28 protein-coding genes, 2 tRNA genes and 1 riboswitch are annotated in these 26,936 nt (G+C 56.1%); of the genes, 24 read left to right on the plus strand and 6 right to left on the minus strand.

Annotated elements, in window-relative coordinates:
* Positions 1-139 precede the first annotated feature (139 nt).
* The 6 genes from JC200_RS21850 to JC200_RS21875 all read left to right on the plus strand — a co-directional run bounded on the left by JC200_RS21850 (position 140) and on the right by JC200_RS21875 (position 7,824).
* The gene (locus JC200_RS21850; RefSeq protein ID WP_274433838.1) at positions 140-1,744 is read left to right on the plus strand and encodes a hypothetical protein; all 1,605 of its coding nucleotides are present in this window, start codon (positions 140-142) and stop codon (positions 1,742-1,744) included.
* Complete coding sequence (gene uvrC, locus JC200_RS21855; protein ID WP_274433839.1) at positions 1,741-3,576, plus strand: excinuclease ABC subunit UvrC; 1,836 nt, start codon at positions 1,741-1,743, stop codon at positions 3,574-3,576. Before JC200_RS21850 ends, uvrC begins: the two co-directional genes overlap by 4 nt.
* Before the next feature lie 214 nt (positions 3,577-3,790).
* The gene (locus tag JC200_RS21860; protein ID WP_443111853.1) at positions 3,791-4,411 is read left to right on the plus strand and encodes a succinate dehydrogenase/fumarate reductase transmembrane subunit; all 621 of its coding nucleotides are present in this window, start codon (positions 3,791-3,793) and stop codon (positions 4,409-4,411) included.
* Positions 4,412-4,429: 18 nt separating this feature from the next.
* Positions 4,430-6,187 carry a succinate dehydrogenase flavoprotein subunit gene (sdhA, locus tag JC200_RS21865; RefSeq protein WP_274433841.1) on the plus strand — a complete coding sequence of 586 codons (1,758 nt, stop codon included), beginning with the start codon at positions 4,430-4,432 and terminating at the stop codon, positions 6,185-6,187.
* A complete protein-coding gene (gene sdhB, locus JC200_RS21870; protein WP_274436628.1) occupies positions 6,187-6,975 on the plus strand; it encodes a succinate dehydrogenase iron-sulfur subunit in 789 nt (262 codons plus the stop codon). The genes sdhA and sdhB overlap by 1 nt, the downstream gene beginning before the upstream one ends.
* Positions 6,976-7,110: 135 nt before the next feature.
* A complete protein-coding gene (locus JC200_RS21875; RefSeq protein ID WP_274433842.1) occupies positions 7,111-7,824 on the plus strand; it encodes a hypothetical protein in 714 nt (237 codons plus the stop codon).
* 60 nt (positions 7,825-7,884) lie between these two features.
* On the opposite strand, the gene JC200_RS21880 is transcribed toward JC200_RS21875, so the two are convergent.
* From JC200_RS21880 to JC200_RS21890, 3 genes are all read right to left on the minus strand, one after another.
* Positions 7,885-9,402, minus strand: a complete 1,518-nt coding sequence (locus tag JC200_RS21880) for an HD domain-containing phosphohydrolase (RefSeq protein ID WP_274433843.1) — start codon at positions 9,400-9,402, stop codon at positions 7,885-7,887.
* Positions 9,399-10,082, minus strand: a complete 684-nt coding sequence (locus tag JC200_RS21885) for a sensor histidine kinase (RefSeq protein ID WP_274433844.1) — start codon at positions 10,080-10,082, stop codon at positions 9,399-9,401. The genes JC200_RS21880 and JC200_RS21885 overlap by 4 nt, the downstream gene beginning before the upstream one ends.
* Before the next feature lie 86 nt (positions 10,083-10,168).
* Entirely contained in the window at positions 10,169-10,303 is a 135-nt protein-coding gene (locus JC200_RS21890) for a hypothetical protein (protein ID WP_274433845.1), read from the minus strand.
* Between the two features lie 31 nt (positions 10,304-10,334).
* A riboswitch (cyclic di-GMP riboswitch) is annotated at positions 10,335-10,424 on the minus strand.
* A 1,012-nt stretch (positions 10,425-11,436) separates the two neighbouring features.
* Here JC200_RS21890 and pxpB point away from each other — a divergent pair.
* The 10 genes from pxpB to JC200_RS21940 all read left to right on the plus strand — a co-directional run bounded on the left by pxpB (position 11,437) and on the right by JC200_RS21940 (position 17,332).
* Positions 11,437-12,144 carry a 5-oxoprolinase subunit PxpB gene (pxpB, locus tag JC200_RS21895; protein WP_274433846.1) on the plus strand — a complete coding sequence of 236 codons (708 nt, stop codon included), beginning with the start codon at positions 11,437-11,439 and terminating at the stop codon, positions 12,142-12,144.
* Entirely contained in the window at positions 12,141-13,154 is a 1,014-nt protein-coding gene (locus tag JC200_RS21900) for a 5-oxoprolinase subunit C family protein (protein ID WP_274433847.1), read from the plus strand. Before pxpB ends, JC200_RS21900 begins: the two co-directional genes overlap by 4 nt.
* 30 nt (positions 13,155-13,184) lie before the next feature.
* A complete protein-coding gene (locus JC200_RS21905) occupies positions 13,185-13,964 on the plus strand; it encodes a LamB/YcsF family protein (RefSeq protein ID WP_274433848.1) in 780 nt (259 codons plus the stop codon).
* A gap of 180 nt (positions 13,965-14,144) precedes the next feature.
* Positions 14,145-14,372, plus strand: coding sequence for a helix-turn-helix domain-containing protein (locus JC200_RS21910; protein WP_274433849.1), 228 nt, complete (start codon positions 14,145-14,147; stop codon positions 14,370-14,372).
* A 197-nt stretch (positions 14,373-14,569) separates the two neighbouring features.
* Entirely contained in the window at positions 14,570-15,010 is a 441-nt protein-coding gene (locus tag JC200_RS21915) for a MarR family winged helix-turn-helix transcriptional regulator (protein WP_274433850.1), read from the plus strand.
* A 96-nt stretch (positions 15,011-15,106) separates the two neighbouring features.
* Positions 15,107-15,958 carry a glutamate racemase gene (gene murI / locus JC200_RS21920; protein WP_274433851.1) on the plus strand — a complete coding sequence of 284 codons (852 nt, stop codon included), beginning with the start codon at positions 15,107-15,109 and terminating at the stop codon, positions 15,956-15,958.
* A 34-nt stretch (positions 15,959-15,992) separates the two neighbouring features.
* Complete coding sequence (gene rdgB, locus JC200_RS21925; protein WP_274433852.1) at positions 15,993-16,598, plus strand: RdgB/HAM1 family non-canonical purine NTP pyrophosphatase; 606 nt, start codon at positions 15,993-15,995, stop codon at positions 16,596-16,598.
* Positions 16,576-17,118, plus strand: a complete 543-nt coding sequence (locus JC200_RS21930) for a metallophosphoesterase family protein (protein WP_274433853.1) — start codon at positions 16,576-16,578, stop codon at positions 17,116-17,118. Before rdgB ends, JC200_RS21930 begins: the two co-directional genes overlap by 23 nt.
* Positions 17,119-17,177: 59 nt before the next feature.
* Positions 17,178-17,251, plus strand: a tRNA-Gly gene (locus JC200_RS21935).
* A 4-nt stretch (positions 17,252-17,255) separates the two neighbouring features.
* Positions 17,256-17,332 (plus strand) — tRNA-Arg (locus JC200_RS21940).
* Between the two features lie 59 nt (positions 17,333-17,391).
* Here the strand turns inward: JC200_RS21940 and JC200_RS21945 are convergent.
* The 3 genes from JC200_RS21945 to JC200_RS21955 form a co-directional block, all read right to left on the minus strand.
* The gene (locus JC200_RS21945) at positions 17,392-18,642 is read right to left on the minus strand and encodes a tyrosine-type recombinase/integrase (RefSeq protein WP_274433854.1); all 1,251 of its coding nucleotides are present in this window, start codon (positions 18,640-18,642) and stop codon (positions 17,392-17,394) included.
* 42 nt (positions 18,643-18,684) lie between these two features.
* On the minus strand, positions 18,685-19,716 hold the full coding sequence (locus JC200_RS21950) for an ImmA/IrrE family metallo-endopeptidase (protein ID WP_274433855.1): 1,032 nt from the start codon (positions 19,714-19,716) through the stop codon (positions 18,685-18,687).
* A gap of 81 nt (positions 19,717-19,797) precedes the next feature.
* Positions 19,798-20,436 carry a helix-turn-helix domain-containing protein gene (locus tag JC200_RS21955; protein ID WP_274433856.1) on the minus strand — a complete coding sequence of 213 codons (639 nt, stop codon included), beginning with the start codon at positions 20,434-20,436 and terminating at the stop codon, positions 19,798-19,800.
* A 170-nt stretch (positions 20,437-20,606) separates the two neighbouring features.
* Between JC200_RS21955 and JC200_RS21960 the strand changes: the two genes are divergently transcribed.
* The 8 genes from JC200_RS21960 to JC200_RS21995 are packed head-to-tail and all read left to right on the plus strand — an operon-like array spanning position 20,607 to position 26,929.
* Positions 20,607-20,873, plus strand: coding sequence for a hypothetical protein (locus JC200_RS21960; protein ID WP_274433857.1), 267 nt, complete (start codon positions 20,607-20,609; stop codon positions 20,871-20,873).
* Between the two features lie 6 nt (positions 20,874-20,879).
* Positions 20,880-21,497: a BRO-N domain-containing protein gene (locus JC200_RS21965; RefSeq protein ID WP_274433858.1), complete on the plus strand. Its 618-nt coding sequence runs from the start codon at positions 20,880-20,882 to the stop codon at positions 21,495-21,497.
* Positions 21,494-21,778 carry a helix-turn-helix domain-containing protein gene (locus JC200_RS21970; protein ID WP_274433860.1) on the plus strand — a complete coding sequence of 95 codons (285 nt, stop codon included), beginning with the start codon at positions 21,494-21,496 and terminating at the stop codon, positions 21,776-21,778. The genes JC200_RS21965 and JC200_RS21970 overlap by 4 nt, the downstream gene beginning before the upstream one ends.
* A gap of 42 nt (positions 21,779-21,820) precedes the next feature.
* A complete protein-coding gene (yyaC, locus tag JC200_RS21975; RefSeq protein WP_274433861.1) occupies positions 21,821-22,444 on the plus strand; it encodes a spore protease YyaC in 624 nt (207 codons plus the stop codon).
* A gap of 24 nt (positions 22,445-22,468) precedes the next feature.
* A complete protein-coding gene (locus JC200_RS21980) occupies positions 22,469-22,930 on the plus strand; it encodes a hypothetical protein (protein WP_274433862.1) in 462 nt (153 codons plus the stop codon).
* Entirely contained in the window at positions 22,930-24,108 is a 1,179-nt protein-coding gene (locus JC200_RS21985) for a DUF2800 domain-containing protein (RefSeq protein WP_274433863.1), read from the plus strand. The genes JC200_RS21980 and JC200_RS21985 overlap by 1 nt, the downstream gene beginning before the upstream one ends.
* Positions 24,109-24,122: 14 nt before the next feature.
* Positions 24,123-24,962 (plus strand): DUF2815 family protein, encoded by an 840-nt coding sequence (locus tag JC200_RS21990; protein WP_274433864.1) that lies wholly within the window; start codon positions 24,123-24,125, stop codon positions 24,960-24,962.
* Positions 24,959-26,929 carry a DNA polymerase gene (locus tag JC200_RS21995; protein WP_274433865.1) on the plus strand — a complete coding sequence of 657 codons (1,971 nt, stop codon included), beginning with the start codon at positions 24,959-24,961 and terminating at the stop codon, positions 26,927-26,929. The genes JC200_RS21990 and JC200_RS21995 overlap by 4 nt, the downstream gene beginning before the upstream one ends.
* Positions 26,930-26,936 lie beyond the last annotated feature (7 nt).

Here is a 26,936-nt window from a genome sequence, read left to right on the forward strand (position 1 = left end):
GAGAGAAAAACGGCGGATTTTCCGCCGTTTTTTGCGTCTCTGGTTTTCACGCCGGAGATTCTCTCTTATCATTAAGACTGCGTCACCCTGCAAACAGTGGAGAAGTGCGTTGTAGACAGTGATGAACGGAGGACCTGTCGTGTCCAAAGCATCTGAACGAAGTGCCGCGCGCTGGCGCACGTTAGAAGCTGCGCTTGTCTCGTGTGGCCCAGATCTATATAAGGCCTTGCAGAGGGGTGTGGACTCTGAGCGGGTTTCCGAATTGTGGATTTCCGCGTTTGTGCGCGGTTTTGAGTCTGACCGCGAATTGCGCAAAGCCTCCAATCGCTACCTGTGGTTAGTCGAACAAGTGCGATCCATTGCGACAGAACAGGGAGTCTCTTTTAACGCAGGAGCGTTGTTATCGGATGCGTTAACGTCTCACACGTCTGCGGCAGACGATGGCACGCCTGCCGTGGACCCATCGTCTCACAGGAGTTCGTCTAGTTCTCTTCAACTCAGTGAGGCAGCGCTGCAGATACCTCAGGAGACGTGGAACGGACTGCGCAAGCGTTTGCTCGCACGTGACGCTGCCTGGGACGCTGAATCAAGACGGCGCGGTGCCTCGTGGAGCCAATATGCAGTGATTGCGGCTACCGTCGTCGGCTTAACTGGCGTTGTTTACGGAATTGTTGACTCACCGACATCCGGTGCTGCTGTCGGCGCCAGCGGTGAGCACACCAAGTTAGCCGCGCGCTTGCCGCAGCCACTCACGAATCTACCGACAGTCACGGACGCGCAATTTCGCTTGGGGACGAACGTTCCGTCGCTCACTCACGCCTACGTGACGTCTGACACACTGTATTTACCACAGCTGACTGAGAGCGGTGGCGTCTACGTGCTGACAGTCTACGAAGCGCCATTTTCGGCTGCAGGCGGAAGCTGGTCTCAGGTAGCACGTACGGAAGGCAAACTGGTTGTCAAACCACCGGCTGTGACAGGGAAGCAACAAGGCACGGTGCAACTCTCGAACTGGCGTTTGATTGTCTCTGGTCGTTATGCGGTAGCAGTTGTGTCTTGGACGGTTGGGCAAAGCCAACTCACGAACACGGTTCAGGTTTACCAGTTGGACTTGCTCACTGGTCGTTCCAAACTCCTAAAAACTCTGTCCCCGACGTCGAACGGCAGCGATGCGTACGTCACTGCCGTGGGCAACGGTAAGGTCGTGGTCCAGCCGGGGATTCTGGAAGGTTTGGGGAACTCGGCCGCGATGGTCGGGTTGCCGATTCAGGAGTACACGTTAGACTCTACGTCCCCTGACCACGTACTCGCTCAACCTGTGCAAATTCCGGGAACGTTTGGGCTGATGGAGGACCCAGCAGTGACGACAAACGGCATCGTGTTTCAAGGCATCTACGGGCAGGCGCAGGACCCGGCAGCGGTCAGCGCTACATGGTATCAGTTGTCTTGGGATGGCAGCTTGGCCACGCTCCAGGGACCTCCCCTAGACAATCAGCAGCACTGGGCTGTGACAGGCAAGACCGGACAACTGTGGTGGGTGGAGACGACTCCTGCAGCATCGGGGTCCCGCCGTGGCAGCCAAGTGCTGATGGGGCGCCTGACACCGCTTGGAGCCGCCCCTGAAGCGCCTGCTGACACGTTGAGTGGACCTGTTTTGGCGTTCGGGGTTTCAGGGAGTCACCTCGTCTGGGTGCAAAAGGACGCGAATATTACTCAAATGGTCGTATCGGAAGTGACACAATGAACGAACAACTGCGTGAAAAGCTGTCGCTGCTGCCCGGTAAACCGGGCGTTTATTTGATGAAGGACCGGGTAGGCAGCGTGATCTACGTCGGCAAAGCAAAAGTTTTGAAGAACCGCGTGCGCTCGTACTTCACAGGTTCGCATGACCGAAAGACCCAAGCGCTCGTTTCAAACATCGTGGACTTTGAGTATGTCGTAACGGATACGGTCGTTGAGGCGCTAGTCCTCGAATGCAACCTGATTAAGCAGTACACACCGCCGTACAACATCATGCTGCGAGATGACAAGGCGTACCCGTACATTAAGGTCACGAATGAAGAACATCCGCGGCTCGAAATTGTCCGGCGCGTTCACAAGGACAAGGCAAAGTACTTTGGACCGTATCCGAATGCCACGTCAGCGAGTGAGACCAAGAAACTGTTGGAGCGGTTGTACCCGCTGCGCAAGTGTCGGACGCTGAAGAAGAAAGTTTGTCTGTACTACCACATCGGACAGTGCTTGGCGCCGTGCGAGTTTGTTGTGCCGCAAGAGACGTACCAGGACATCGTCAAAGAAATCACGCACTTCCTGAATGGCGGCCACAAAGAAGTTGTAGCCGACCTGCGCCAGAAGATGGGACGTCAGGCCGAACAGTTGAACTTCGAACGTGCAAAGGAACTGCGCGACTTGATTCAGCACATCGAGCGAGTCATGGAGGACCAGAAGATCACGGTCATCGACCAAGTCAACCGCGACGTGTTCGGATATTACGCGGACAAAGGTTGGCTCTGTGTGCAGGTGTTCTACGTCCGTAGCGGCAAGGTGATTGAGCGGTCGGTCAACGTCATGCAGCACTTTGGCGACGCGGCAGAGGACTTCATGTCCTACGTGGAGCAGTTCTACTATCAGCAAGCTGACATTCCGAAGGAGATTGTCCTTCCGCAGGGGGTCGACAGCGGTCCGCTGTCCGAGTGGCTGCCAGCGAAGTGTCTGCAGCCACAACGCGGACAAAAGCGTCAACTTGTGGAATTGGCCATCGAGAATGCTCGTCTGTCACTGGAAGAGCGTCTGCGGTTGCTGGAGAAGAAGATGGACCGTACCCTCGGAGCCATTATGGAACTTGGGCAGACCTTGGGTATTCCGACGCCGAAGCGGATTGAGGCGTTTGATAACTCAAACTTGCAGGGCAGTGACCCCGTTGCCGCGATGGTCGTTTTCATTGACGGCAAACCGGCTCGACAGGCATACCGCAAATACAAAATCAAAACTGTCCAAGGGCCGGATGATTACGCATCCATGCGCGAAGTCATCCGCCGCCGCTATCTGCGCCTGCTGCGCGAGAAGCAGTCACTACCCGATCTGATTGTAATTGACGGCGGGAAAGGGCAACTGGCGGCTGCGATGGACGTGCTGGAGAACGAATTGGACATCGATGTCCCTGTGTGTGGCTTAGCCAAAGACGATAGTCACCGCACCAGTCAACTGTTCTATCGGGATGAACCGGACCCGGTGGGGTTGGACCGTCACTCGCAGGCATTCTATCTGCTCGAACGAATCCAGGACGAGGTGCACCGATTTGCGATTACGTTTCACCGCCAAACCAGAAAACGGACGGGCCTCACATCGGTTCTCGACGACATCCCAGGCGTCGGTCCAACTCGGCGTAAAAAGCTTTTGTCGCACTTTGGTTCACTCGCAGCCATCGCCCGGGCGGACGAGGAGCAGTTTCGGGCCATCGGTATTGGCTCTGCACTGGCGCAGCTTATTCAAGCTCACGTTCGCGCCGTGCGTGGTGAAGCCGAAGCGAACCAAAGTCCACTTTCCTCCGTCCATAGTGGGGATGAAGCACAGTAGCAGCGGGGAACAATAAGGCCACCGGAAGAGGCCGTAATCACGGGCTTTTCTTGACTCTAGTATGATCTAACTAGTACAATTTAATTTGGTTTTGGCGGCCTCGGTCGGAGAGGCGCCTAACGTAGGGTGGCAGTCGAGTGTTTCGACTGCCGTTACATATGTAGAGACACCGGATTGGGTGTTTCGGTGCGATGCTATGGAGGGAGGCAGACACGTGGCACAAGCGCAAGATCACTCGGAGTATTTGCTTCGCCGCCTACATACGCTGGCGGGTGTCATTCCAGTGGGGTTGTTCTTGCTCGAACACCTGTTCACGAACGCTACAGCGACGACGGGCGCGACTTCGTACAATCAGGCAGTGTCGACCATTCAACACATCCCGTTCCTGCACGTGGTCGAGTTCGTCTTCATCTTTTTGCCTCTGTGTTATCACGGCGTATACGGGTTGTATGTAGCGTTTACGTCGGGGTACAACGCTGGACAGTATTCATGGGGTCGAAACCTGCTGTTTTCCATGCAACGGATCACGGGCGTTATCACCTTCGTGTTCATCATCTTTCACTTGGAGACGACCCGCTTTTCCGGTCATGCTCCGACGTTTGCGTACGTACATCAACTGTTTCAAAATCCGGCCTACTTCTGGTTTATGGTCATTGGCGTACTCGCAGCCACCTTCCACTTTTCGAATGGGCTGTGGTCATTTTTCATCCACTGGGGGATCACGGTCGGAGCCCGTGCACAGCAGATTATGGCGTATGTCACAATGGTCATCTTTGTTGTCCTCGGTGGAGTTGGCATTGCAGCAATTTGGGCCTTTACTTTCCATACTGCCTAAGCGAGGAGTGAACGCATCGTGGCAAATCAACGCATCATTGTGGTCGGCGGTGGTCTTGCTGGGTTGATGACAACCATCAAGATTGCGGAAGCGGGCGTAGCGGTCGACTTGTTCTCCCTTGTACCAGTGAAACGGTCTCACTCCGTGTGTGCGCAGGGTGGCATCAACGGGGCAGTCAATACCAAAGGTGAAGGAGACTCCCCATGGGAGCACTTTGACGATACAATCTACGGCGGCGACTTTCTCGCCAACCAGACACAGGTTCTCGGCATGTGTGAAGCGGCTCCAGCAGTCATCCACTTGCTGGACCGCATGGGTGTTATGTTTAACCGAACTCCAGAAGGTCTGCTCGACTTCCGCAGGTTTGGCGGCACAAAACACCATCGGACAGCCTTTGCCGGAGCGTCTACAGGCCAACAATTGTTATACGCCCTTGATGAGCAAGTTCGTCGCCATGAAGCGGCCGGGCTGGTTCAGAAATATGAGGGCTGGGACTTCTTACGAGCCGTGGTTGACGACGAAGGTGTGTGCCGAGGCATCGTCGCTCAAGACCTCCGTTCGATGGAAATCCATGCATTCCGGGGCGACGCCGTAGTGATGTGCACGGGCGGAATTGGCCTCATTTTCGGCAAGAGCACGAACTCGATGATCAACACCGGGTCTGCGGCCTCGGCACTGTATCAACAGGGTGTGTACTACGCAAACCCGGAGATGATTCAGGTGCATCCGACCGCCATTCCAGGTGACGACAAGCTGCGCTTGGTGTCTGAATCGGTACGCGGCGAAGGCGGGCGAGTCTGGACCTACAAAGACGGCAAGCCGTGGTACTTCCTCGAAGAGATGTACCCCGAGTACGGCAACCTCGTCCCGCGTGACATCGCAACCCGCGCAATTTTCGATGTCTGCGTCAATCAACGGCTTGGCATCGACGGACAGAATGAGGTCTATCTCGATGTGACGCACATTCCGGCGGACCAGCTTGAAGTCAAACTAGGCAGCGTGATCGACATCTATGAGAAGTTCGTCGGTGACGACCCGCGCAAGGTGCCGATGAAGTTGTTTCCGGGCATGCACTACAGCATGGGCGGTCTATGGGTAGACTTACAGCAAATGACCAACATTCCAGGTTTGTTTGCTGCAGGGGAGGCTGAGTACCAGTACCATGGTGCCAACCGCCTCGGCGCGAACTCTCTGCTGTCCTGCATTTATGGCGGCATGATCACGGGCCCGAACGCAGTTCGCTGGGCATCCGGACAGAAGCGTTCGAGTGAAGCGTTGCCAGACAGCTTGTATGAAAGTGCACGTCAAGAGGAGGAGCAGAAGTTCGAAGCCATCCTCAAAATGGAGGGTGACGAAAATCCGTATCGCCTGCACCGCGAACTTGGGCAGGTTATGACGGAGAACGTCACGGTTGTGCGTTACAACGATAAGCTGAAGGAAACCGACCAAAAGCTTCAGGAGTTGCAAGAACGCTGGCAGCGCATCGGTGTTGCGGACAAGTCGCGTTGGGAAAACCAAATGGCGCCCTTCACACGGCAGTTGCGGAATATGCTGGAAATGGCGCGTGCCATCACAAAGGGCGCGTTGATGAGAGATGAGAGCCGCGGCGCACACTACAAGCCGGACTTCCCAGACCGAGACGACGAAAACTTCCTGAAAACGACAATTGCAACGTGGACGCCAGACGGGCCGGAGATTAGCTACGAAGACGTCGATGTCTCGCTCATCAAGCCTCGCCTGCGCAACTACGCGGTGAGCAAGGAGGAGACGAAGTGATGGCAGAATCTGCGATGGAGACAGCACAGTCGACAGCGGCAGAGAAGAAGACCGTCGAACTCATCATTGAACGTCAAGATGGTCCGGATGCTGCTGCGTACACGGAATCGTTTGTAGTGGACTACGTTCCGGGAATGAATGTCATTGCTTGCCTGATGGCAATTCAACGCAATCCGGTGAATAAGGATGGCAAACGTGTAGCGCCAGTGGCTTGGGAGTCAAACTGCCTCGAAGAAGTGTGTGGCGCTTGTATGATGGTCATTAACGGGCGCCCGCGCCAGGCCTGCAGTTCACTCGTTGACAAGCTAGAGCAACCCATTCGCGTCAAGCCGGCACGGACATTCCCGGTTGTACGCGATTTGGTGGTCGACCGCAGTCGCATGTTTGAAGCGCTGAAAAAAGTCAAGGCCTGGATCCCAATTGACGGCACATACGACCTGGGAGCAGGTCCCCGCATGCCGGAGCGTGATCGCCAGTGGGCCTACGAATTGAGCCGGTGCTTTACGTGCGGTGCGTGTGTCGAGGCTTGCCCGAACGTTAACGATCGCACGGAGTTTATGGGTGCGTTCGCAATCTCTCAAGCTCGTTTGTTCAACGCTCATCCAACCGGGGCGATGCACAGGGAAGAGCGGCTTGAGGCGTTGATGGGACCGGGCGGTATTCAGGAGTGCGGTAACGCGCAAAACTGCGTTCAGGTGTGCCCGAAGGGCATTCCATTAACGACTTCCATTGCTGCGATGAACCGGCAGGTGACTTATCACGCGATTGGCGCGTGGCTGAAGAAGTAACAGCAACCCAAGGCACAGACGTTTTGGCGGTGGCGTATGCCACCGCTTTTGTTTTGCCCTGTTACGTGCACAGGTTTAGGCCGTGACCCCATAGTCCATACTGGGCGTGTATCTCTGGTTGGTGGGGGCGGTAGAGTGAAGAGGTCATTGGAAAGCGCGCTGGTTGCGGCTGTCACGGTGGTGACTGTACTTGGAACGATGTCTGTCCTACAAGACAAACACAGCGGCAGTGCCATTGACGCGTGGGTGGCGGCCAAGTGGCGTGACTTACATGCGCGCGTCGTGCCTTCCATGGCAAACACAGCAGGGGTTGACACCCCATCAACGTCACAGACGGGCAAACAGACGCCGAGTCTGGCACCGCTCGTGGCTGTCAGTGAAAATCAAAGTGCTACTTCGAACAATACGAGCGGTCAAAGCAGTTCGGGTGCCGGACAAGGACCAACCGTGATCGCAACACCGTCAGGCAAGTGGACGCAAGCGGACGTGACGCGGCTCGAGACGATTGGCGTCAATTTGATTTTCGCCCTGTCGCCGACGGATTGGCAACACATCGCGCAGGCGCTGTCGACAGGTGAGTCGTCGTCAGTAGCAGACCAAACACTCGCGCAAATTTTGCGTCAGCGGGTGCCAGCGTCGGACCGGCAGTGGCTGCTCGACCACTTTACGGGCGGCAACGCAGTCAACCAACAGGACGTACAGCTGCTTCAGCGCTCCATCTCGCAGGCCGAGTCCGAATTGACACCCGCCGAGCGCAAACTCCTCGAGGATGAACTCAATGCGCTTGAAGGCACAACAGGTGTTGCGGGAGCTGGAAGCTCAGGCGGAATCGACCACCCGCGAAATTAGCGCCGGAGAGCCCTGCGTGGGGCGCAGGGCGCAGGGCGCAGGGCGCAGGGCGCGGTCAGGTCAGGTCACCTGGTCGTCATGACATCCTGGGGTGTCACGACATATATTGACAAATGCGCCGACAACAGTCGGCGACAGCACAGTGCCAGCTAATCGCGAGACATGACGCAGAGCTTCAGAGTGCATACGTTTAGAGAGCACGATTTGCGAGGCGTAGTGGTCTGCTACGGATAAGACATATGTTCCAAGACTGAGCGTATTTGCCGACTTCCCGCGCGGGAAACCTGTGCCGTCCCAGTGCTCGTGGTGGTCCCGCACCATATCAAAGACCGCCGGAGGCAGTCCAGCGACTTGAAGCATTCGGACGCCGAGGTCGGGGTGAGATTGATACTGCTGCCACGAACTCGGTGATCGCGTAGGATGCAGGACGACGTCGCGTTCGAGTGCTGTCAGTCCATAGTCCGCAAAACGCGCGGCGTAGATTACATTTTCGCGATCGCGGTCGGAAAATTCCAGCACAGCGCACAACGCCTGCACGGTTTCGACACGGACGTCGGTCAAGCTGGAAAACTCTCGGGATGTCAGTTCCTGTGCGTTCATTGCGTCAAATAAGAGCAAAAACTCACGGATCGTCTCGAGGTCGACCTGTGGTAGTGAGCTTTGACCTGTCCAAGCACTTGGGTGGTGGTTCCACTGTTCATACAACGATCCTGTTGACTTCCACTGGCTCCACATGGACATTTGCCCGAACAGCAATTGAGACTTTTCAAGTAAACGCAAAGCCGTGACTCGGTCTCCGCTGTAATACGTGAGGTGCGCGAGGAGAGTAAACAGCCGCGCAATTTCCTCTCGTTCAAAGTCAAGTATTGACGACCAGACCAGCTTTACGGCCTGTGCTGCGTAGTTGAAACTGTCATCCAACCGTTCTTCTAGCAAGGAGACACGACAGAGTTCGGTGATGGTCTGTAGCGGCGGTGAGTCCTGTTCGGACAAGGCACGCAGCAGGTGGGCCTGAGCCTGTGAATATTCGCCTAGCTCAATGTGGAGGTATCCTAAGTTTGTATAAAGTCGGGCCTGCGCGACGCGGTCATCACAGGTGATAGCATCCTGCAGAGCGAGTTGTGAATTGTACAGAGCCTGTTCGTAAAACTCATTGTGGGACTGAACGAACGCGAGATTCGCGCGTACTTGCACGCGGACCCTCGATGGTTGGCTGAGTGCAGGTAAAGGCAGCAGACTCGTCAGCAACCGATGTGCACGGTCGTGTTGTGCGAGACGCGCATGAGCGAGCGCCGCGTGAACGCGATAGCGAATGGATTCGAGTTCGTCCTGCGCGACGCTCGCAGCATCCAAAAATCGTGACAGGGCTTCTTGCAACTTACCCTGCCGAACGAGTACCATGCCAAGCGCGTCAGACACGACACCTACATCTGATTCTGAACAACTCCCAAGGCCTCTTGACAAATATTCACTGGCTGCAAACGAGCAGTGGCATTCAATCAGTTGGTCTGCCTGCGCTACGATGCGCTGACCCGTAGTCAATGCCGTAGGACCGTTTGTTTCTTGGGAGTCCGTCATGGTCTTTCGTTCTCCTGTGTAGGAAGAGGTACGTGTACACGAAACGTACTGCCTGACCCCGGAGACGATTCAACTTCCAAACTTCCCCCAAGATATTGGGCTCGTTCCCTCATACCGACAATGCCGAAGTGCCCGCGAGGGACTTCATCTGGGCGAAACCCTCGACCGTTGTCGCGAATTTCAATTCGTAGGCTGTTTCCAACCCGGACTAGGTCAATCCAGACAGTATCTGCCTGGGCGTGCCGATGCACGTTGTTGAGGACCTCTTGCATGAGTCGGTACAGTACGACTTGTCGCGCAGGGACAAGTCCTGTTGTGGCTGACTCGTCAACATGAACGTGAAACGTGATCTGCCAGTCGCGCTCGCAGCGTCGACAGAGTTCTGCTGTTGCCGATGCGAGGCCGATCTCGTCAATCGCAACTGGGCGCAAATCGTAAATTAAACGACGTATGTCATTGATGGCAGCGACGATTCGACTATTAGTGCGGTCGAGTTCAGACAAGGCCAGTTCCGGATCGGAAGCAATCAGGCGCGTAACAACGCCTAGCCGCATACTGATGTTCGTCAAGTCTTGGGCTGGACCGTCATGTAAGTCTCGGGCGATTCGGCGGCGCTCCTCTTCGAGGAGGAGGATGCCAAAGTCGACTGGGTCAAATGCTGGGATGTCACGTGTCGACATCTTGTATCTCCTTTGTAAGCACAAGAAAGGAGGCAATCGGGGATGCACCCCTTACTGCCTCCTCTTGTGGACCGTGTAAGAAATGATTACCAGATTTCCAGCATGCCAGCTGGATTCGCTGTCGCTCCTCCGCCTGACTGTGTGGTCGCGGCCATTGCTGGAGCGGTCAATGCGGCCAAAGTCAAGAGACCAACGACGAAACTGAACACTGATTTTTTCATAAACAATCATTCTCCCTTCTAACGGTTCGGGTCCGGCAGCTCGGCTGCCCTGGCGACTATTAGTCGCTGTAGGCCCGTGGCTTTGCGTCTCTACCTTTCAGTAGAGTTGCCCTTACTAGATATGATAAGGACAAAATCTTGGATGTCAATGGCATATGGGAAAAAAATCCGTCGGATAGCGTGATATTAGCAGAATGTTGGAACATCTAACGTTTCAACAGTTCATCAGCCCCCTTTCTCGTGCAGGTTCAGCACAGCGGCGCAAAACGCGACCGGCCCTGCGGTGCGAGAGCACCATAGCGCCATAGTGGCGGAGTGGCGGAGTGGCGGAGTGGCGGAGTGGCGGAGTGGCGGAGTGGCGGAGTGGCGCTAAGCGACCGGGATCATGCTTGGGATAGCGCCATAATGGCGCTAATTAACTGTGGATGAGGGCGATAGCGCCAAAATGGCCGGGAGCGCGCTGGGATAGCGCCATACTGGCGCTAATCAACTGTGTTTGATGGCGATAGCGCCAAAATGGCCGGGAGCGCGCTGGGATAGCGCCATAATGGCGCTAAGTAACCGTGGATGACGGCGATAGCGCCAAAATGGCCGGGAGCGCGCTGGGATAGCGCCATAATGGCGCTAATAACCGTGGATGACGGCAATAGCGCCAAAATGGCCGGGAGCGCGCTGGGATAGCGCCATAATGGCGCTAATCAACTGTGTTTGATGGCGATAGCGCCAAAATGGCCGGGAGCGCGCTGGGATAGCGCCATAATGGCGCTAAGTAACCGTGGATGACGGCAATAGCGCCAAAATGGCCGGGAGCGCGCTGGGATAGCGCCATAATGGCGCTAATAACCGTGGATGATGGCGATAGCGCCAAAATGGCCTGGAGCGTGCTGGGATAGCGCCATAATGGCGCTATCAAACGCGCGCTGGTGGCCATACCGCCAGAATCCCTCATGCTCCTGCGGAGCACAAGTTGTGATGAAAATAGCCGCAAACGCCTATTTTCTTATCCACGGCGCAAGGCGACCGGGGTCAGAGAAGTCATGGCCGACAGGGTCAGAGAAGTCATGGCCGACAGGGTCAGCGTGGGGCCTGTCGGATGGGTATAATGATAGCAATCATCGCTGGGGGTGACCGTTGTGGGCCAAGCCGTGGGGGCAAGCTATCCGAGCTTTACTCAATTCGGGGATGAGGCCATCCTGGTGCGGTTCGGTCGCGGGATCGACCTTCAAGTCCATCGGCAAATTCGGCAATTTTGCACCGAACTTGCGCAGTGCGCGATTCCTGGTGTAATCGAGTGTGTCCCTGCCTACGACTGTGCTAGTGTGGTGTTCAATCCAGATGTTGTGCGTGCGGCTGTTCTCGTTTCAAAACTAGAAACAATTGTGCGCGCGGCGGCAGGAAACATCGTGACGCCTGCTCGTGTGGTGGAGATTCCCGTTTGCTACGGCGGCAACAAAGGACCAGATTTAGCGTACGTAGCGAACCGCACGGGCATGACAGAAGCGGATGTGATCGCGATTCATTCAGCCCCAGACTATACCGTTTATATGATCGGCTTTGCACCCGGGTTCCCATATCTCGGAGGAATGGATACAAGCATCGCGGTTCCTCGCAAAGCTACACCACGACCGACAATACCTGCAGGAAGCGTCGGCATTGCCGGTGCGCAAACCGGCGTGTACCCACTAGAGACTCCTGGGGGATGGCAGTTGATTGGCAGAACCCCACTCAGGCTGTTTGACCCTGTCTCTAATCCTCCGACGCTGCTTAGAGCTGGGGATGTCGTTCGCTTTCGGGCGATTTCAGAGGACGAGTATCACGAGTTGTGTGGTGCTTCGTCGTGAAGCTGACGATACAATCGGGCGGATTGCTGTCGAGTATACAGGACCTTGGCCGGAGCGGCTGGCAACACTTCGGAGTCGGCCCCGGTGGTGCGGTTGACGCGCGCGCCTTACAGGTCGCGAATCTCCTTGTGGGAAACGAAGCGGGTGAGGCAGGAATTGAGATGACGGTCCGCGGCGTGGACGTGGTCTGTGACGAAGATGCGTTAGTAGCTGTGTGCGGAGGGGACTTCTCCGTTCGCGTGGATGGTCAACCCGTCCCGATGTGGCGACCGCTTTGGGTTCCGAGGGGAGCGACCATCCATGTCGGCTACGCGCAGCAGGGGTCTCGCGCATATCTGGCGGTTTCCGGGACGTGGCAGATCCCGTTGGTACTTGGCAGTAAGAGCACGAACTTATACGCGGGCTTTGGCGGATTGTCAGGTTGTGCTCTGCGGGCCGGGGACGAGGTCGAGATCGGTCCAAAACCTGACTTGGCTGAGCGGTTTGCCCGAAGCCTGGCGAGCAGTGCCTCGTCAGGGAACGTCACCTGGCCGTCTTGGCAAGTGAGTCGAGCGGTGTATGAGACAGCGAGTTCGGAACGCTTGATCCGCTTGCTTCCCGGACCCGACTCTCCACTCATGACAAGTGAAGCTCGCGAGCGGTTGTACAACCAGGTTTATCTCGTTACCCCAGCTGCAAACAGAATGGGGATACAATTGCAGAGTGCACCGATTGACCTGGTTGACAGCGCGGAGCCAGTCTCCAAACCAGTGGTTACTGGCGCCTTACAACGCTTGCATAGTGGGCAATTGACCGTTCTCCAGGCTGACCGACAAACAACCGGAGGGTACCCGGTGATTGGCGTTGTAGCCGCGATTGACTTGGCTCAACTGGCCCAGGTGCGGCCCGGTGAAACGATCCGATTCATTCCCATCACGCACGAGCAATCACTGGCGCTGCGAGCACTGTCGCAAAGAGCCCTGCAGCAGCTCCAGGTGGCACTGGCGCAACGGTTGCAGGGGCGACTGTAGAGCATCTGCAGTCCTTGAGGAGGGACCGAAATGAGCGAGGCCAAACACAGTCGTTCGGAGCGCACGGTCGACTTAAACGCGGACTTAGGAGAGAGTTTCGGTGTGTACAAGCTTGGAGCAGATCACGAACTGCTGAGCGTCGTGACATCTGCCAACATCGCTTGCGGTTTCCATGCTGGCGATCCGACAACCGTCCGCACAGCAGTCGAGGCTGCGTTGGCAGCGGGGGTTGCTGTGGGCGCACATCCAGGACTGCCGGATCGATTGGGATTTGGCAGACGCATGATGGAATTGACGGAGGACGAGGCCTACGACCTCGTCCTGTATCAGGTGAGTGTGTTGTATGCTGTCACGCGTGCTTACGGTGGTGAGCTTAGGCACGTGAAGCCTCATGGTGCCCTGTACAACATGGCAGCAAAACAGGCGTCACTAGCGGCGGCCATTGCGCGCGCCGTAGCAAAGGTTGACACTGCTTTGGTCCTTGTGGGTCTCGCTGGGTCTGAGATACTTGCGGCAGCAGAACGTCACGGTTTGGCGTCGCGCAGCGAGGTGTTCGCCGACCGTCGTTACCACTGTGACGGTTCACTGGTCAGCCGCAACGACCCTCGTGCACTGATTGAAGATGCTGAGGAGTGTGTTGCTCAAGCAATCCGCATGACACAAGGCAGTCTAGTGCGAGCCCTTGACGGAATCGACGTACCCGTGCGGGCAGAAACGATCTGTATTCACGGAGATGGCCAACAGGCGGTCAATTTCGCGCATCGTGTGCGCACGGCACTGACTGCCGCTGGCATCGTTGTAACCGCATAGCAACGCGTATCGCGAGCGCTCTGCACATGGCTGTCCGCCTGCCAACAAGTCGCGTCGAATTGCCCGTCCAGACCTGTCAGCCCAAGTTTGTTTTTGACAGCACGGGACCAAGCCGGATCACATACTATACCCTGACTGTATCCCATTCTTGTACATCGACAGACAAGGAGGGATAAAAGGATGTCTTCCGGCAAGGACGCGCGCATCAAGTCTCTGCTAACGAATCGCGAGCGTGAAGTTTTCGAATTGCTTGTTCAGGACAAAACGACAAAGGAAATTGCCGCCCAGTTGTTCGTCAGCGAGAAGACGGTCCGTAATCACATTTCTAATGTGATGAAGAAGTTGAATGTAAAAGGCCGTTCGCAGGCGGTTGTCGAACTGGTTCGAATGGGTGAAATCGCAATTTGAGTGTCGGGCACCCCTACAGTTACTGTAGGGGTCGCTGTCATGAGTCACTCATATGTCTTGCTTGGTATCAGCGCTCTCGTGTGTCTCGTTGACCACTTAAAGTTGCCGATGATAAAATGACGGCATGGTTTTTCCGCACCGGCAGGGTCAGTGCTCGTGAACGAATCGGCTCGCGGTCGCTAATGAGGTGTTAGTTCATGCCGTTGGAGTACTCGCTATCGGTCTTTGAGATCGAGCAAAAGCTGCGCGACATTGCGACTGTTATTCGACGAAAGGGTCGAGTCTTGCTCGAAGGACACGGCGTGACTCCGCCGCAGTTTGATGCGCTCATTGTACTAAGCCGTAAGGGCCCACTGACAATCGGAGAACTCGGAAGTCATTTATACTTGGCCTATAGCACAACTACAGACTTGGTCGATCGCTTGGAGCGTGCTCGTCTCGCTTCCAGGGAGAGGGACCAGGCCGACCGGCGAGTCGTGCACGTGAGTTTGTTGCCGGCGGGCGAACAGTTGATTGAGGCTGTGCTTGACGCAAGGCGAGCCTACTTGGCCCAGGCACTTGCGGGCCTTGATGAGGGGACTTCCCAACAGGTCATACAGGCACTCAATCTGCTTCATCTTCATATCGTCGACGGCTGACATTTTGTTTGGTTTGTAGAGGAAGTGCCGCGAAGGCGGCACTTCCTTGTATAACGCAGCCAGTTATCGGTCGCAACCGGGGGGTACTCGCAAAACATGACGCAATTTGACAACCGCCCAATCGGGGTGTTTGACTCCGGCGTTGGTGGCCTGACCGTTGTACGATCTTTACGCAGTCTGATTCCCGATGAAGAAATTCTGTATTTTGGTGACATGGCTCGGTGCCCATACGGCGATAGACATCCGCGAGAGGTCCAGCAGTTCTCCAAAGAGGTACTCGATTTTTTGTACAACCAAGGGGTGAAAGCGCTTGTCGTGGCGTGCAACACTGCGACGGCCGTTGCTTTGCCGATATTGCAAGCAAGGTATCCGATCCCGGTCATCGGCGTGATCCAGCCAGGCGCGCGCGCTGCTATTCGGGTTACACGAACTGGGCGCATTGGCGTGATTGGTACTGCCGTTACAATTCACAGCGGTGCGTACCCGGAAGCGGTGCATCACGTTGCGCCCGAGGTTGAGGTGTTTAGCGAGGCGTGCCCGCAATTTGTTCCGCTGGTCGAACAGGGGTTGGTCGCCGGGGCGGACGTTGAGGCCATTGTGGCTGAGTCGCTCGCCGAGTTGTTAGGAAAGGACATCGACTCACTCGTGCTAGGCTGCACTCATTACCCGTTGCTCGCACCGATTATACAGGCTGTCACGGGACCGGATGTACAACTCATATCTTCTGCTGAGCAGACAGCGGAAGAGGTGAAAACTCTGTTGCGTCGTTCGAACTCCTTGCACGCTCCGCAGGATAGGGAAACTCGCCCGGCCGATCGTTTCTATACGAGTTCAGACGGGACCCGTATGCGCAGGGCGATCGAGTTGTGGTTGGGGGATGCTGGGGGTCCTGAGTTCAGAGGAGCCCTGGTCGTACCCGTGCAGCTTCCATCGGCGCAAAGTTATTGAGTCTCGCGAGAATGGCTTGAAAGGAGTACTTTCGGTGGTTTGGCTGGCATCAAGAAACGATGGCAAGGTGGCGGAGTTTGCTCAGTTGCTTGCGCATGCGCAGATACGGGTCAAGCCGTTGCCCAATGACGCCGGTACCGCGCCGGAGACAGGGACGAGCTTTGAAGCAAACGCCGTACAAAAGGCCTTGTACTACGGTGACCGGGTAGACGGCTGGGTGCTGTCAGACGACTCCGGTCTGTGCGTCGAGGGCCTCAGTGGTCAGCCGGGAGTGTATTCCGCAAGATTCGCGGGTGAGTTTGCTGATGATGAGGCAAACAACAGAAAGCTCCTCACATTAATGGAAGACATTCCAACGGCGGAGCGTACTGCGTCGTTTGTCTGTGTGCTCGCACTGTGGCACCGCGGTCTAGATGCGCCAGTCGTCGCGCGGGGGGAAGTGCATGGTAGCATTCTTCGCGGCCCCTCAGGGACGGATGGCTTTGGCTATGATCCGTTGTTTGTTCCAAATGGATTCAATCAGTCGTTTGCGGAGTTGTCCATGTCGGAGAAGAATCTGCTGTCACACCGAACGGTCGCCGTCCATCGTCTGCTGCACGAACTAGGGGGTGACATGCTTGCGGATCTGCGTCGTGAGTGATACGCACAGGTTTCGTCACGAACTGATGCAGGCAGTCTCCCTTGCAGGCCCAATTAACGCCGTGCTGCACGCGGGTGATGAAACTTCTGATGCTGCCTGGTTAGCCGACCGGATTCACTGTCCGGTTCATGCTGTCGCGGGGAATTGGGATACGCGGTCTACAGTGTACCCGGACAGCCTAGTCGTGACAGGATACGGTCCGCCTTTGTTCCTCACGCACGGGCACCGACTACAGGTGAAGAATACGCTGTTACCGCTCGCGAAAACGGCTCACTCACACGGTGCTTCTATTGCGGTCTTTGGTCACACTCATATTGCCCTGGCAGAAGAAGTAGACAGCGTACTCTGCATCAATCCTGGCAGTTTGTCGCAGCCGCGTGGGCGCAAGGAACGGACATTCGCGATTCTCACGATTCGCACGGAAGCAGATGCCTTTGAGGTGAGCGTCACACACCTTACATCTTCTGGGAAAGTGTTGCCGGACACGACACGCAGCGTGAGCATTCCCCGCTTTGAATGAACTTGACTTGACCGTTTTGCGACGTATCGTCTACACTGTCCTTGCTGCAATTTCTGTTCGCGGGCGTAGTTCAATGGTAGAACTCCAGCCTTCCAAGCTGGTCGCGTGGGTTCGATTCCCATCGCCCGCTCCACAATGTCTCAGTAGCTCAGCAGGATAGAGCAACAGCCTTCTAAGCTGTGGGTCGGGGGTTCGAATCCCTCCTGAGACGCCATCTTGTTTGTCCCGAATCCCTTGTCCTGCAAGGGATTTTTCTTTTGCCCTCGATTTGTGTCAGCCGTCGATTTTCTTGTCTTGGGAACGGATTGGGAACGGATTTAATTTCTCCAGCCGGTCTGCGGTCTCACGGCTCACCAAATCAGACTCGTGCGTGTAGAGGTCTGCAGTCGTCGCCAGGCGTGAATGCCGCAGGCGTTCCTGGATAGACTTCAGGTCAGCCCCGTCCTCGCGTAGCAGCATGGCGGTCGTGTGTCGTAAATCGTGCAGCCGGATGCGGGGGAGATCATGCTTGTCCAAAAAACGTCGCCAGCGAAGCGACGGAGCGTCCGCGTAGAAGTGATGACCGGTCCCGTTGTGGAACACGTACTCGTGGTCGCTACCTTCCCATCGTTGTGCTTGCTGGAGCTTCCAGCGCTCGCGGATCCACGCCTCGCGGTACCGCGACAGCTCCGCCATGTACCAGCGAGGCATCGGCACAAAGGCCTGTGACTCAGCTGTCTTCAGTTCGGCCTCGACCGTGCGACCTTCCTCGTTGAGTGACAGCTGCTTCTCGACCATGATGCCGCCGTGTTCGAAGTCAACCTGCGGCCACTCGACGGCGAGCATCTCGCCGCGACGAAAGCCACCCAGCACGACACCGAGGTAATACAGCCGCCAGTGCTCTGGTTCGTCTGCGAGGGCGATGATAAGCTGCTCAGCCTCCTCGCGTGTGTATGCCCTCTTCTTGGCTCTCAGAGAGCGTCTCTCAGCCTTGTCGGCCACAGGACGGTCAACACCCTCCATCGGGTTCGAAGGAATCACACGCCAGCGCTCAGCGGCGTCCAGAATCGATTTTAACGCCTTGTAGATGTTCAGCAGGGTGTTTGTCGAGAGAGGCTTGTCCCGTCCGTCCTTGCGGCCGTCCCGTGAGCGCAGCTGCGTGAAGAACGAAACGATGTGCATCGTCTTGATTTTGCTTAACTCGAGATGCCCGAAGGTGGGGAGGAGCTGCGAGTTGACGATGCCGAGATAGTTCTTGCGCGTGTACGCACCCATATGTAGGTCTGCGTAGTTTGTTTTCCACGTGCTGACGAAGTCGGCGAAAGTGGTGCGCTCCGGTTTAACGTACTGCCCGGACTCTACCTCACGCTGAAACGCTGCCAGCTCCATGCGCAGGTAGTCCTGGAGTCGACGCGTGGTCTTCAGAAGCGCTTCGTCTTCGACGTGGAGTGTTTTGCGGCGTTGGACTCGCTTTCCAGTGGCGTCGTAACCGTCTTCGACAACCAATCGCCAGGAGTTTGCGCCGCGCTTCTCGATACTGGGCATTAGGCTCATCTCCACTGATTTTGTTAGGAAGTAGCTGATAGATTAGAACGGAAGATCCTGGTCAGATATTTCCTTGGTAGCGGCGCTTGTCACCTTCTCAAATGGGTCGGCAAATGGGTCAGCAAATAGGTCGGACACTGGCCTATCTCGTGGTTGGCGCTTGACAGAGTCCCACGGCAACAAGAGTTTGTGACTGAAATATGTTGTCGGACTTCCACACTTTGTACAGAATCGAGCGTTGCCGTCAGCAACTTCTCCACACTCCCATTCGATGTTGCCCCAGCTATCCTCCTGAAAATTAGTACACTTGTTAGTGAGCGAGACTCCGCAAACCTTGCAATGTTCTCCCGAGAGCTGTTCATTGCCGCACCTTGGGCATTCATGCTTCGGGTAGCCATTACCATCCAATTCAAAACCATCATAAATCATGTCAGGTGTGACCCCCTTGTAAGTAGAAATGGCATCTGTGTTACGGCACACGGGGCAGTATATTGCTCCTGGTGTCGCAAAATAGTAGTGGCATACGGTACACTCTTTGCCGTATAACACGCGATTAATAAAGGTATCAAATTGTTGGGTCAGCGATTCGAATCGGAAACGCAAATCAGCACTCAAGTATCGAATTCGCATGCGAGTAGCCTGACCAGATAAATCAAAAACAGTCCGCAGTAAATACGCTGTGTTCACGTTCCGACTCAACTCGCGTACGATGGGGGCCGGTGCCAACACGTTCCGCGCGAACACGTCGGCTTCGTTTTCCAGTACTCTCATTGCCCTGTCATCAAGGCCACCTCTGTTCAACAGTGTCTCGTCGAACTCTTTAAAGTGGCCGAGGTAGATATGCCCAATCTCGTGCAGTAGAGTCCACCGGATTCTTTCACGGGTCCTTACCCCGTCGTTGTAGGCGATGGTGTATTTACCGCTCTTACGAACCGTAAAACCGTCTTCACTTGGCAGCTCCCTTGCGACTGTATTTACATCGACATGCCGGCTTTTTGCGTATTCGCTATACGGCTTCAGCCCCCAGCCATTTCGCTTTATGATAGACGCGGCATCGATTGGAAATGCAGTCACATGCTCGTCTCGTAGGAATTGGGCCGCAGCTAACATTACCATTCTGTATCGTGCGAAGAACGGTATACCCATGCTGATGCACTAGTCCCCTTTATCTTGATGCTCCAAATAGTCGAGAAAATCAGCTAGTCGCTCTCGGCTATTCGGTTTTAGGTGTTGAGCCCGTCGAGCGATAACACGCACCTCATCATCAAGGTCATCACTCGGATGCACCCGAGTGGACTGGAGCTTTTTCACTCTAACTAGGGCCGAGAAGATTAGTTTTTTGTATTCGGTATCAATTTCTCGGAGCAATTGTTCAAATCCAGAGACTGTGTAGGGTACATCCCATTCCTCGGATTCAAACATGGATGCTAGTTCCTGAACGAGAGATTCCACCACTGCCTCAGGAAATTCCCCTCCACTAGCAAGTGAACGAATGACTGCACGGAGCCGATAGTCTAAATCGTTCTCATCTATGATGTCATCCGTCTCCCAATCTTCAGTTTCCACCCCGTCGAAGTACCCGGCCCTTTGCATCAATTCGCCATAGGTAACGGGGCGCAACTGTTCTGCAAGCAGCCTGAGCGTATCTGGAGTTGGCCGTTGAGCTCCGGCCTCAATCCGCGATAGGGTTGCTTGCGACACTCCAGTGGCCTCAGCTAACTGCTTCTGCGTCCTGAACCCGTAACGAACACGCAGTTCGCTTAGGTATGTTCCAAACGACTGTTGCGTTTGCAAACTTTCACCTCCTTTATCGCCATCATCTTACATCAGTAATTGCGCGTACGCAATTATTTTATACACACATATTGCACCCGCGTATATTATCGGCTTATCATGCAAATATACGCGAACGCATATTGGTGATGCGTAAACGTATTGAATGAGGGAAAAGTGAGGTGAGTACTGTGGCTAAAAAAATCATTCGACTAAAGGTGAAGGAGTTGATGAAAGCTCAAATCGATCATGACATTCCTACTGACGCTGCACTTGCAAAAATCATAGGCGTCTCTGTCACACAAGTTTGGAGAGCGAAACTTCCTCCGTCAGATAGGCGCCATAACTCTCCGGGAATACATTTTATCGCTGGGGTAATGAGCGCGTTTGAAGGCCCGTTTGAGCGCTTCTTTTACCTTGAAGAGGATTCACTCCAAACTGCGATGGGTGCGAGGTGACCGCAAATGGGTTTACGGGTCGAGAACTGGAATGGACACCGTATTCGGTTCGTTGAGAAAGAACCAGGTGAATGGTGGGCAGTCCTATCTGATGTAGCCAAGGCCCTTGATCTTGGACAGACGGCACCTATTCGCCGGCGATTGCCAAGGGATGTGATTTCAAGTCACCGCGTTGAGACAATCGGTGGAGCACAAGCAATGCTCATTGTGAACGAGTTTGGAATCTATGAAACAGTATTCGAAAGCCGCAAACCGGAGGCCAAGGCGTTCAAACGCTGGGTGTACGAGATGTTGAGAACGCTCCGCAAAGTTTCGGGCCTCGAAGGCTTTGAGATTTTCCGCATGTTGGACAAAGAGCATCAGAAGTCTGCGATGGCCCGTTTGCATGGTGCACTGCCAGAACCATCTCGGGTGGACTTCATTAAGGCAAATACGATTGCTAACAAGACCGTCTCGACCATATATGGCTATCCGAAGATGATCCATAAGAACGCAATGACTCCTGAAATGCTGCTGAAACGCGAGGAAGTTTTGGACGACACGGTCGAACTGATGGAATCTGTGGAGAAGTTTGGTCTGGGATTGTCGGTGTCCCAAGCAGTACGTAGGAGGCACCTGCAGTGAGCAGTTTCGATGAAGCGCTCCAAGAAATGCAATCGGAAATCGCCACCGAACTCGAGGAACGCTTATGGGCGCGCATCGAACCGCGCATCCAGCAGGCTCTCCTTGCTCGGTACATGACGGTCACCGAATGCGCGCAATACCTGCACACGTCGGATGCGTCTGTCAGACGCTTGATTGCAGACCGCACGATCCCGCACTTCAGGGTCCGGGAGCGAATCATCATCCGGCAACACGACGTCGACAGGTGGGTCGAAAGGCAAATCACTGAAGGGGGGCGATAGGTAAGACCGCGGTACCAGATAGACACGGGAGGAGTCCAAACGATGGAACAGTCACGAAAACACGGAACCCGCACAGGCGGCAACCTGCACGGGCTCGGAACACAACAGCTTTCGGGTTACCCACATTTTACGCCTCAAGTCATGAAAGGCGCAACCGCACTGGCGAATGCCCTACACCTGATGGTCCCTGCTGACCGGGAACTGGTCATCGTCTGCATCGGTACCGACCGGAGCACTGGTGACGCCTACGGACCCTTGGTTGGTACCGCACTGAAGCACGAGGATTGCCCGGTACCCGTTTACGGCACCATTCACGAACCCGTGCACGCGCTCAACCTCGAGGCGACAACGGATTACATCGCCATCCGCCACCGTGGTGCGTATGTCATCGCCGTCGACGCGACACTCGACACGTTCGACAATGTCGGCGCGATACAGATTTACTCGAGTCCGCTGCGCCCAGGCGCAAATGCCGGTAAGGAGTTGGCTGCGGTCGGCGACTGCTCCGTGCTCGGAGTGGTCAATGTCGATGGGTTCTTGGCCCAGACTACCCTACAGTTCACACGCCTGGCTCTCGTCATGGATATGGCTGAAAGCACTGCAGCAGGATTGCTCCAGTTCCTGCGCTCTCGAGTGGGACAGGCCTCTCTCACCGTAATTCAATAATTCGATACCCGAGGAGGAAATCACGTGTTTGAAGTCGTCGTGAAAGTCGAAGCACCAGAACTGTCTCACGCCATCCGCGAACTGGCCAGTGTTCTAGCGATGCGCATTTCAGCAGATGCCGCGCAGGTCCATGTCAAGGCGGAGACCTCGGCTGGCGTAGACTCGGGCGCCCTGCCTGCGCTTGGCGTCCAGGCACCTCAGCAGTTTACGCCGGCCGCTCCGGTGGCTGCACCTCCTGTAGCACCGATCGCGGCACCGCCTGTTGCACCCCCTGCACTTGCACCGAGTGCTGTTCCGACGGCTGCAGCTCCCACCTATTCGATGGAGCAGCTTGCGGTCGCGGCAACGCCACTCATGGAGGCCGGACGGCAGCCAGAGCTGATGCAGCTGCTTAACTCCTTTGGTGTGCAGGCGCTCACGATGTTGCAGAAAGAACAGTACGGCGCGTTCGCCACAGCGCTGCGTCAGATGGGAGCGCGGATCTGATGCCTGAGATTGCACACGCAGAACGCGCACACGCGCTCCTCAGTGCGTCCAGTGCGAAGCAGTGGCTCAACTGTACGCCGAGTGCGCGGCTGTCTGAGCAGTTCCCGGATACGCATTCAACCTTTGCGGCAGAAGGCACGCTTGCCCATGAGATGTCTGAACTCAAACTGCGTGCCGCGTTTGTAGAGCCGATGCCAAAGCGCACGTTCAACGCGCAACTGAAGAAGTTCAAAGAGCACGAGTTGTATCAGCCTGAGATGGACAAGCACACGGACACGTACGTGGAGTATATCGCGGCCATCGTGCACCAGTTCGCAACGCCCCCTTACGTAGCGGTGGAACGTCGCCTCGATTACAGCGCCTACGCACCGGAAGGCTTCGGTACAGGCGACTGCATCATCATCGGTGGCGGCACGCTCTACATCAACGATCTGAAGTACGGCAAGGGCGTACCGGTATCGGCCGAGGGCAACCCGCAGATGCGCCTCTACGCGCTCGGTGCCTATCTTCTCTACTCACTCTTGCACAAGATTGACCGCGTGCAGATGGCGATCATCCAGCCACGTCTCGACAGCATTTCCGAGGAGACGCTGACGCTCGAAGAACTGCTTGAATGGGGCGACAGCATCAGGCCACTTGCCAAGCTGGCGTGGGAGGGGAAGGGCGAGTTCCAGCCAGGCGACCACTGCAAGTTCTGCCGGGCCCGCGCAACATGTGCGGCGCGAGCTGAGTATCACCTGTCACTGGAAGGCTTCCACGCGATGAAGCCGCCGCTCATCTCTGCGGCGGACGTCGGCCAGATACTCGAACGAGCGCGCAACCTCGCGTCGTGGGTGAAGGATCTTGAGGACTACGCGCTGCAAGAGGCGCTCACGGGCGCAGAGATCCCTGGCTGGAAAGCAGTCGAAGGACGCGGGTCCCGACAGTACCGAGACCTCGATGAAGCGTTCCAGGCACTCATTAAGAGCGGCATCGAGGAGGCGATGCTGTACGAACGCAAGCCGCTCACCGTGCCGAACGTCGAGAAGCTGCTCGGTAAGCAGCGGTACCGCGAACTGCTCGAACCGTACGTCGTCAATCAACCCGGCAAACCGACACTCGTACCCGAAACCGACAAGCGGCAAGCGACTACCCGAGACACTGCGGCAGATGATTTTGCACCCGTAACCGAAAACTAGGAGGAAACGAAACCATGCCAAACGCAGACCCGAAACGCGTCGTAACTGGAAGAGCGCGACTCAGCTTTGTTCACCTGTTCACACCGTTCACCCGTCAAGGCCAGGAACCGAAGTACAGTGTCACCCTGCTCATCCCGAAATCCGATGTAGCTACGAAACAGCGCATTGACGCCGCAATCCAGGCGGCCATCCAGGAAGGCGTTGAGAAGCGCTGGAACGGCGTGCGCCCTCCGCAAATTGCTTTCCCGATTTACGACGGTGATGGCGTCAAACCGTCAGACGGACTCCCATTTGGACCTGAGTGCAAAGGTCACTGGGTCATGACGGCGTCCTGCAAAGCCGATCGCAAACCGGAAATCGTTGACGCGAGCCTCAATCCAATCATCGACCAGACACAGGTCTACTCCGGCATGTACGCACACGTCTCTATTCGTTTCTTCGCGTACACGGCAAGCGGTAAGAAGGGCATCGGCTGCGGACTTGGCAACGTGCAGAAGGTGGCTGACGGTGAACCGCTTGGCGGTGGTAGTCGTTCGGCCGAGGAAGACTTCGCCAGCCTCGCGGGGACTGCCCCGGCTCCGTACCCGAACCAAGGTGGCTACGGCGCTCCGCAGGCGCCCCAGCAACCGGCATACGGACAACCGCAACCAGGCTATGGCGTACCTCAGGCACCCCAGCAACCGGCATACGGACAACCGCAACCCGGCTATGGCGTTCCACAGGCACCTCAGCAACCCGCATACGGTCAATCGCAGTACGGTGCGCCTCCGGCACAGCCTGGTTACCCGCAACAGGCTCCGCAGATTGATCCGATCACCGGTCAGCCGCTGACTGGCGGCATCTACGGGATATGAGACACCTGAGTATCGACATTGAGACCTTCAGCAGTGTCGATATCCGAAAAGCCGGGCTCTACAAGTACGCGCAGTCGCCCGACTTCGAGGTTCTTCTGTTCGCGTACTCGGTGGATGGACAAGCAGTGCAAATCGTCGACCTGGCACAAGGTGAAACACTGCCGGTGCAAATCGTGACCGCGTTGGCCGACCCGAACGTCATCAAGCACGCGTATAACGCACCGTTCGAATGGTACTGCCTTAACCGGTTCTGGTTCACACCGATCGAGCAGTGGCGCGACACGATGTTACACGGACTCTACTGTGGGTACACCGCAGGGCTGGCGGCTACGGCCGTCGCCCTCGGGCTACCCGAGGACAAACGGAAAATGGGCATCGGGTCAGCACTCATCCGGACGTTCTGTGTGCCATGCAAGCCGACGAGCAAGAACGGGAACCGCAAGCGCACGCTGCCGCACCACGAACCGGAGAAGTGGCAACTGTTCAAGGATTACTGCAGGCAAGACGTCGCAGTGGAGATGGAGATTGAGCGACGTCTGTCGATGTTTCCGGTACCTGACCAAGAACAACGGTTGTGGGAACTCGACGTACAAATCAACGCGAATGGCGTCGCGGTCGACACTGAGCTCGTGGAAGGCGCTCTCGGCATCAACGATATCGTCACCAAGGAACTGACAGATGAGGCCGTGCGGCTGTCTGGCCTCGACAATCCTAAGAGCGTTCAGCAGCTGACGAAGTGGCTTGAGACCGAACTCGGGGAAGAGGTCGCGAACCTGCGCAAGGACACGGTCAGCGACTTGGTCACTTCGCTCGACGATGGCGCGGCCAAGCGGATGCTAGAGATTCGTCAGGAACTCAGCAAGACGTCTGTCAAGAAGTACACCGCGATGCAAGAATCCGTGTGCGCCGACGGTCGCGTGAGAGGGCTGCTCCAGTTCTACGGCGCTCGAACCGGTAGATGGAGTGGGCGTTTGGTCCAGGTGCAGAACCTACCGCGCAATTACCTAGAGACGCTGTCGCACGCGAGGGAACTTGTGAAGAGCCGCAAACTGGACGCGCTGCGCTTCGTCTACGGCAACGTGCCGGATACACTCTCTCAGCTCATCCGGACGGCGTTTGTTCCAGCACCGGGTCACGTGTTCCTCGTGGCAGACTTCAGCGCCATCGAGGCGCGCGTGATTGCCTGGTTGGCAGGTGAACAGTGGCGAATGGACGTGTTCGCCACACACGGCAAAATTTACGAAGCTTCAGCCAGTCAGATGTTCGGCGTACCGATAGAGCGCATCACAAAGGGGAACTCGGAGTACAGCCTCCGGCAAAAGGGGAAAGTCGCAGAACTCGCACTCGGGTATCAGGGAGCTGCCGGTGCACTGATTGCAATGGGCGCTCTCAACATGGGGCTGACGGAAGACGAACTGCCGGATATCGTGCACCGCTGGCGGTCGTCAAACAAGCGCATCGTGGATCTGTGGTACAGCCTGGAGAACGCCGCGATCGACGTCATGCACACGGGGCAACCGGCAGGAGTGAAGAACCTGATTCTCGCTCGCGAAAGCCATCACAGCACCGGCCAGGATTTCCTGACCATCACACTACCGAGCGGGCGTGAGCTGTTCTACCCAAGGCCGTTCCTGGCCGTCAACGATAAGGGCCGCGAAGCCCTCCACTACTACGGAGTGAACCAAACAACAAAGAAGTGGGAAGCGGTACCTACATACGGCGGCAAGTTGGTTGAGAACGTCGTCCAGTCCATCGCGCGCGACTGCTTGGCCGAGAGCTTGATGCGGTTAGCGGCAGCCGGTTACAAGACGACCTTCCACGTGCACGACGAGGTCATCGTGGAAGTTCCGACGGAGAACGCAGACCTCGACGCGGTGACGTCGCTGATGGGACAACCCATCGCCTGGGCGCCAGGGCTACCGCTAAGAGCTGACGGGTTCGTGACTGAGTTCTACAAAAAGGATTGATGGGAGT

This window comes from Alicyclobacillus sp. ALC3, from assembly GCF_028751195.1.
Classification (GTDB): domain Bacteria; phylum Bacillota; class Bacilli; order Alicyclobacillales; family Alicyclobacillaceae; genus Alicyclobacillus_L.

Coding starts and splice junctions, on each gene's coding strand:
- uvrC (WP_274433839.1), top strand. CDS start 1,741: ATGAACGAACAACTGCGTGAAAAGCTGTCGCTGCTGCCCGGTAAACCG.
- sdhB (WP_274436628.1), top strand. CDS start 6,187: ATGGCAGAATCTGCGATGGAGACAGCACAGTCGACAGCGGCAGAGAAG.
- JC200_RS21880 (WP_274433843.1), bottom strand. CDS start 9,402: ATGACGGACTCCCAAGAAACAAACGGTCCTACGGCATTGACTACGGGT.
- JC200_RS21885 (WP_274433844.1), bottom strand. CDS start 10,082: ATGTCGACACGTGACATCCCAGCATTTGACCCAGTCGACTTTGGCATC.
- JC200_RS21890 (WP_274433845.1), bottom strand. CDS start 10,303: ATGAAAAAATCAGTGTTCAGTTTCGTCGTTGGTCTCTTGACTTTGGCC.
- JC200_RS21905 (WP_274433848.1), top strand. CDS start 13,185: ATGAGCGAGGCCAAACACAGTCGTTCGGAGCGCACGGTCGACTTAAAC.
- JC200_RS21910 (WP_274433849.1), top strand. CDS start 14,145: ATGTCTTCCGGCAAGGACGCGCGCATCAAGTCTCTGCTAACGAATCGC.
- JC200_RS21915 (WP_274433850.1), top strand. CDS start 14,570: ATGCCGTTGGAGTACTCGCTATCGGTCTTTGAGATCGAGCAAAAGCTG.
- murI (WP_274433851.1), top strand. CDS start 15,107: ATGACGCAATTTGACAACCGCCCAATCGGGGTGTTTGACTCCGGCGTT.
- JC200_RS21945 (WP_274433854.1), bottom strand. CDS start 18,642: ATGCCCAGTATCGAGAAGCGCGGCGCAAACTCCTGGCGATTGGTTGTC.
- JC200_RS21965 (WP_274433858.1), top strand. CDS start 20,880: ATGGGTTTACGGGTCGAGAACTGGAATGGACACCGTATTCGGTTCGTT.
- yyaC (WP_274433861.1), top strand. CDS start 21,821: ATGGAACAGTCACGAAAACACGGAACCCGCACAGGCGGCAACCTGCAC.
- JC200_RS21985 (WP_274433863.1), top strand. CDS start 22,930: ATGCCTGAGATTGCACACGCAGAACGCGCACACGCGCTCCTCAGTGCG.
- JC200_RS21990 (WP_274433864.1), top strand. CDS start 24,123: ATGCCAAACGCAGACCCGAAACGCGTCGTAACTGGAAGAGCGCGACTC.
- JC200_RS21995 (WP_274433865.1), top strand. CDS start 24,959: ATGAGACACCTGAGTATCGACATTGAGACCTTCAGCAGTGTCGATATC.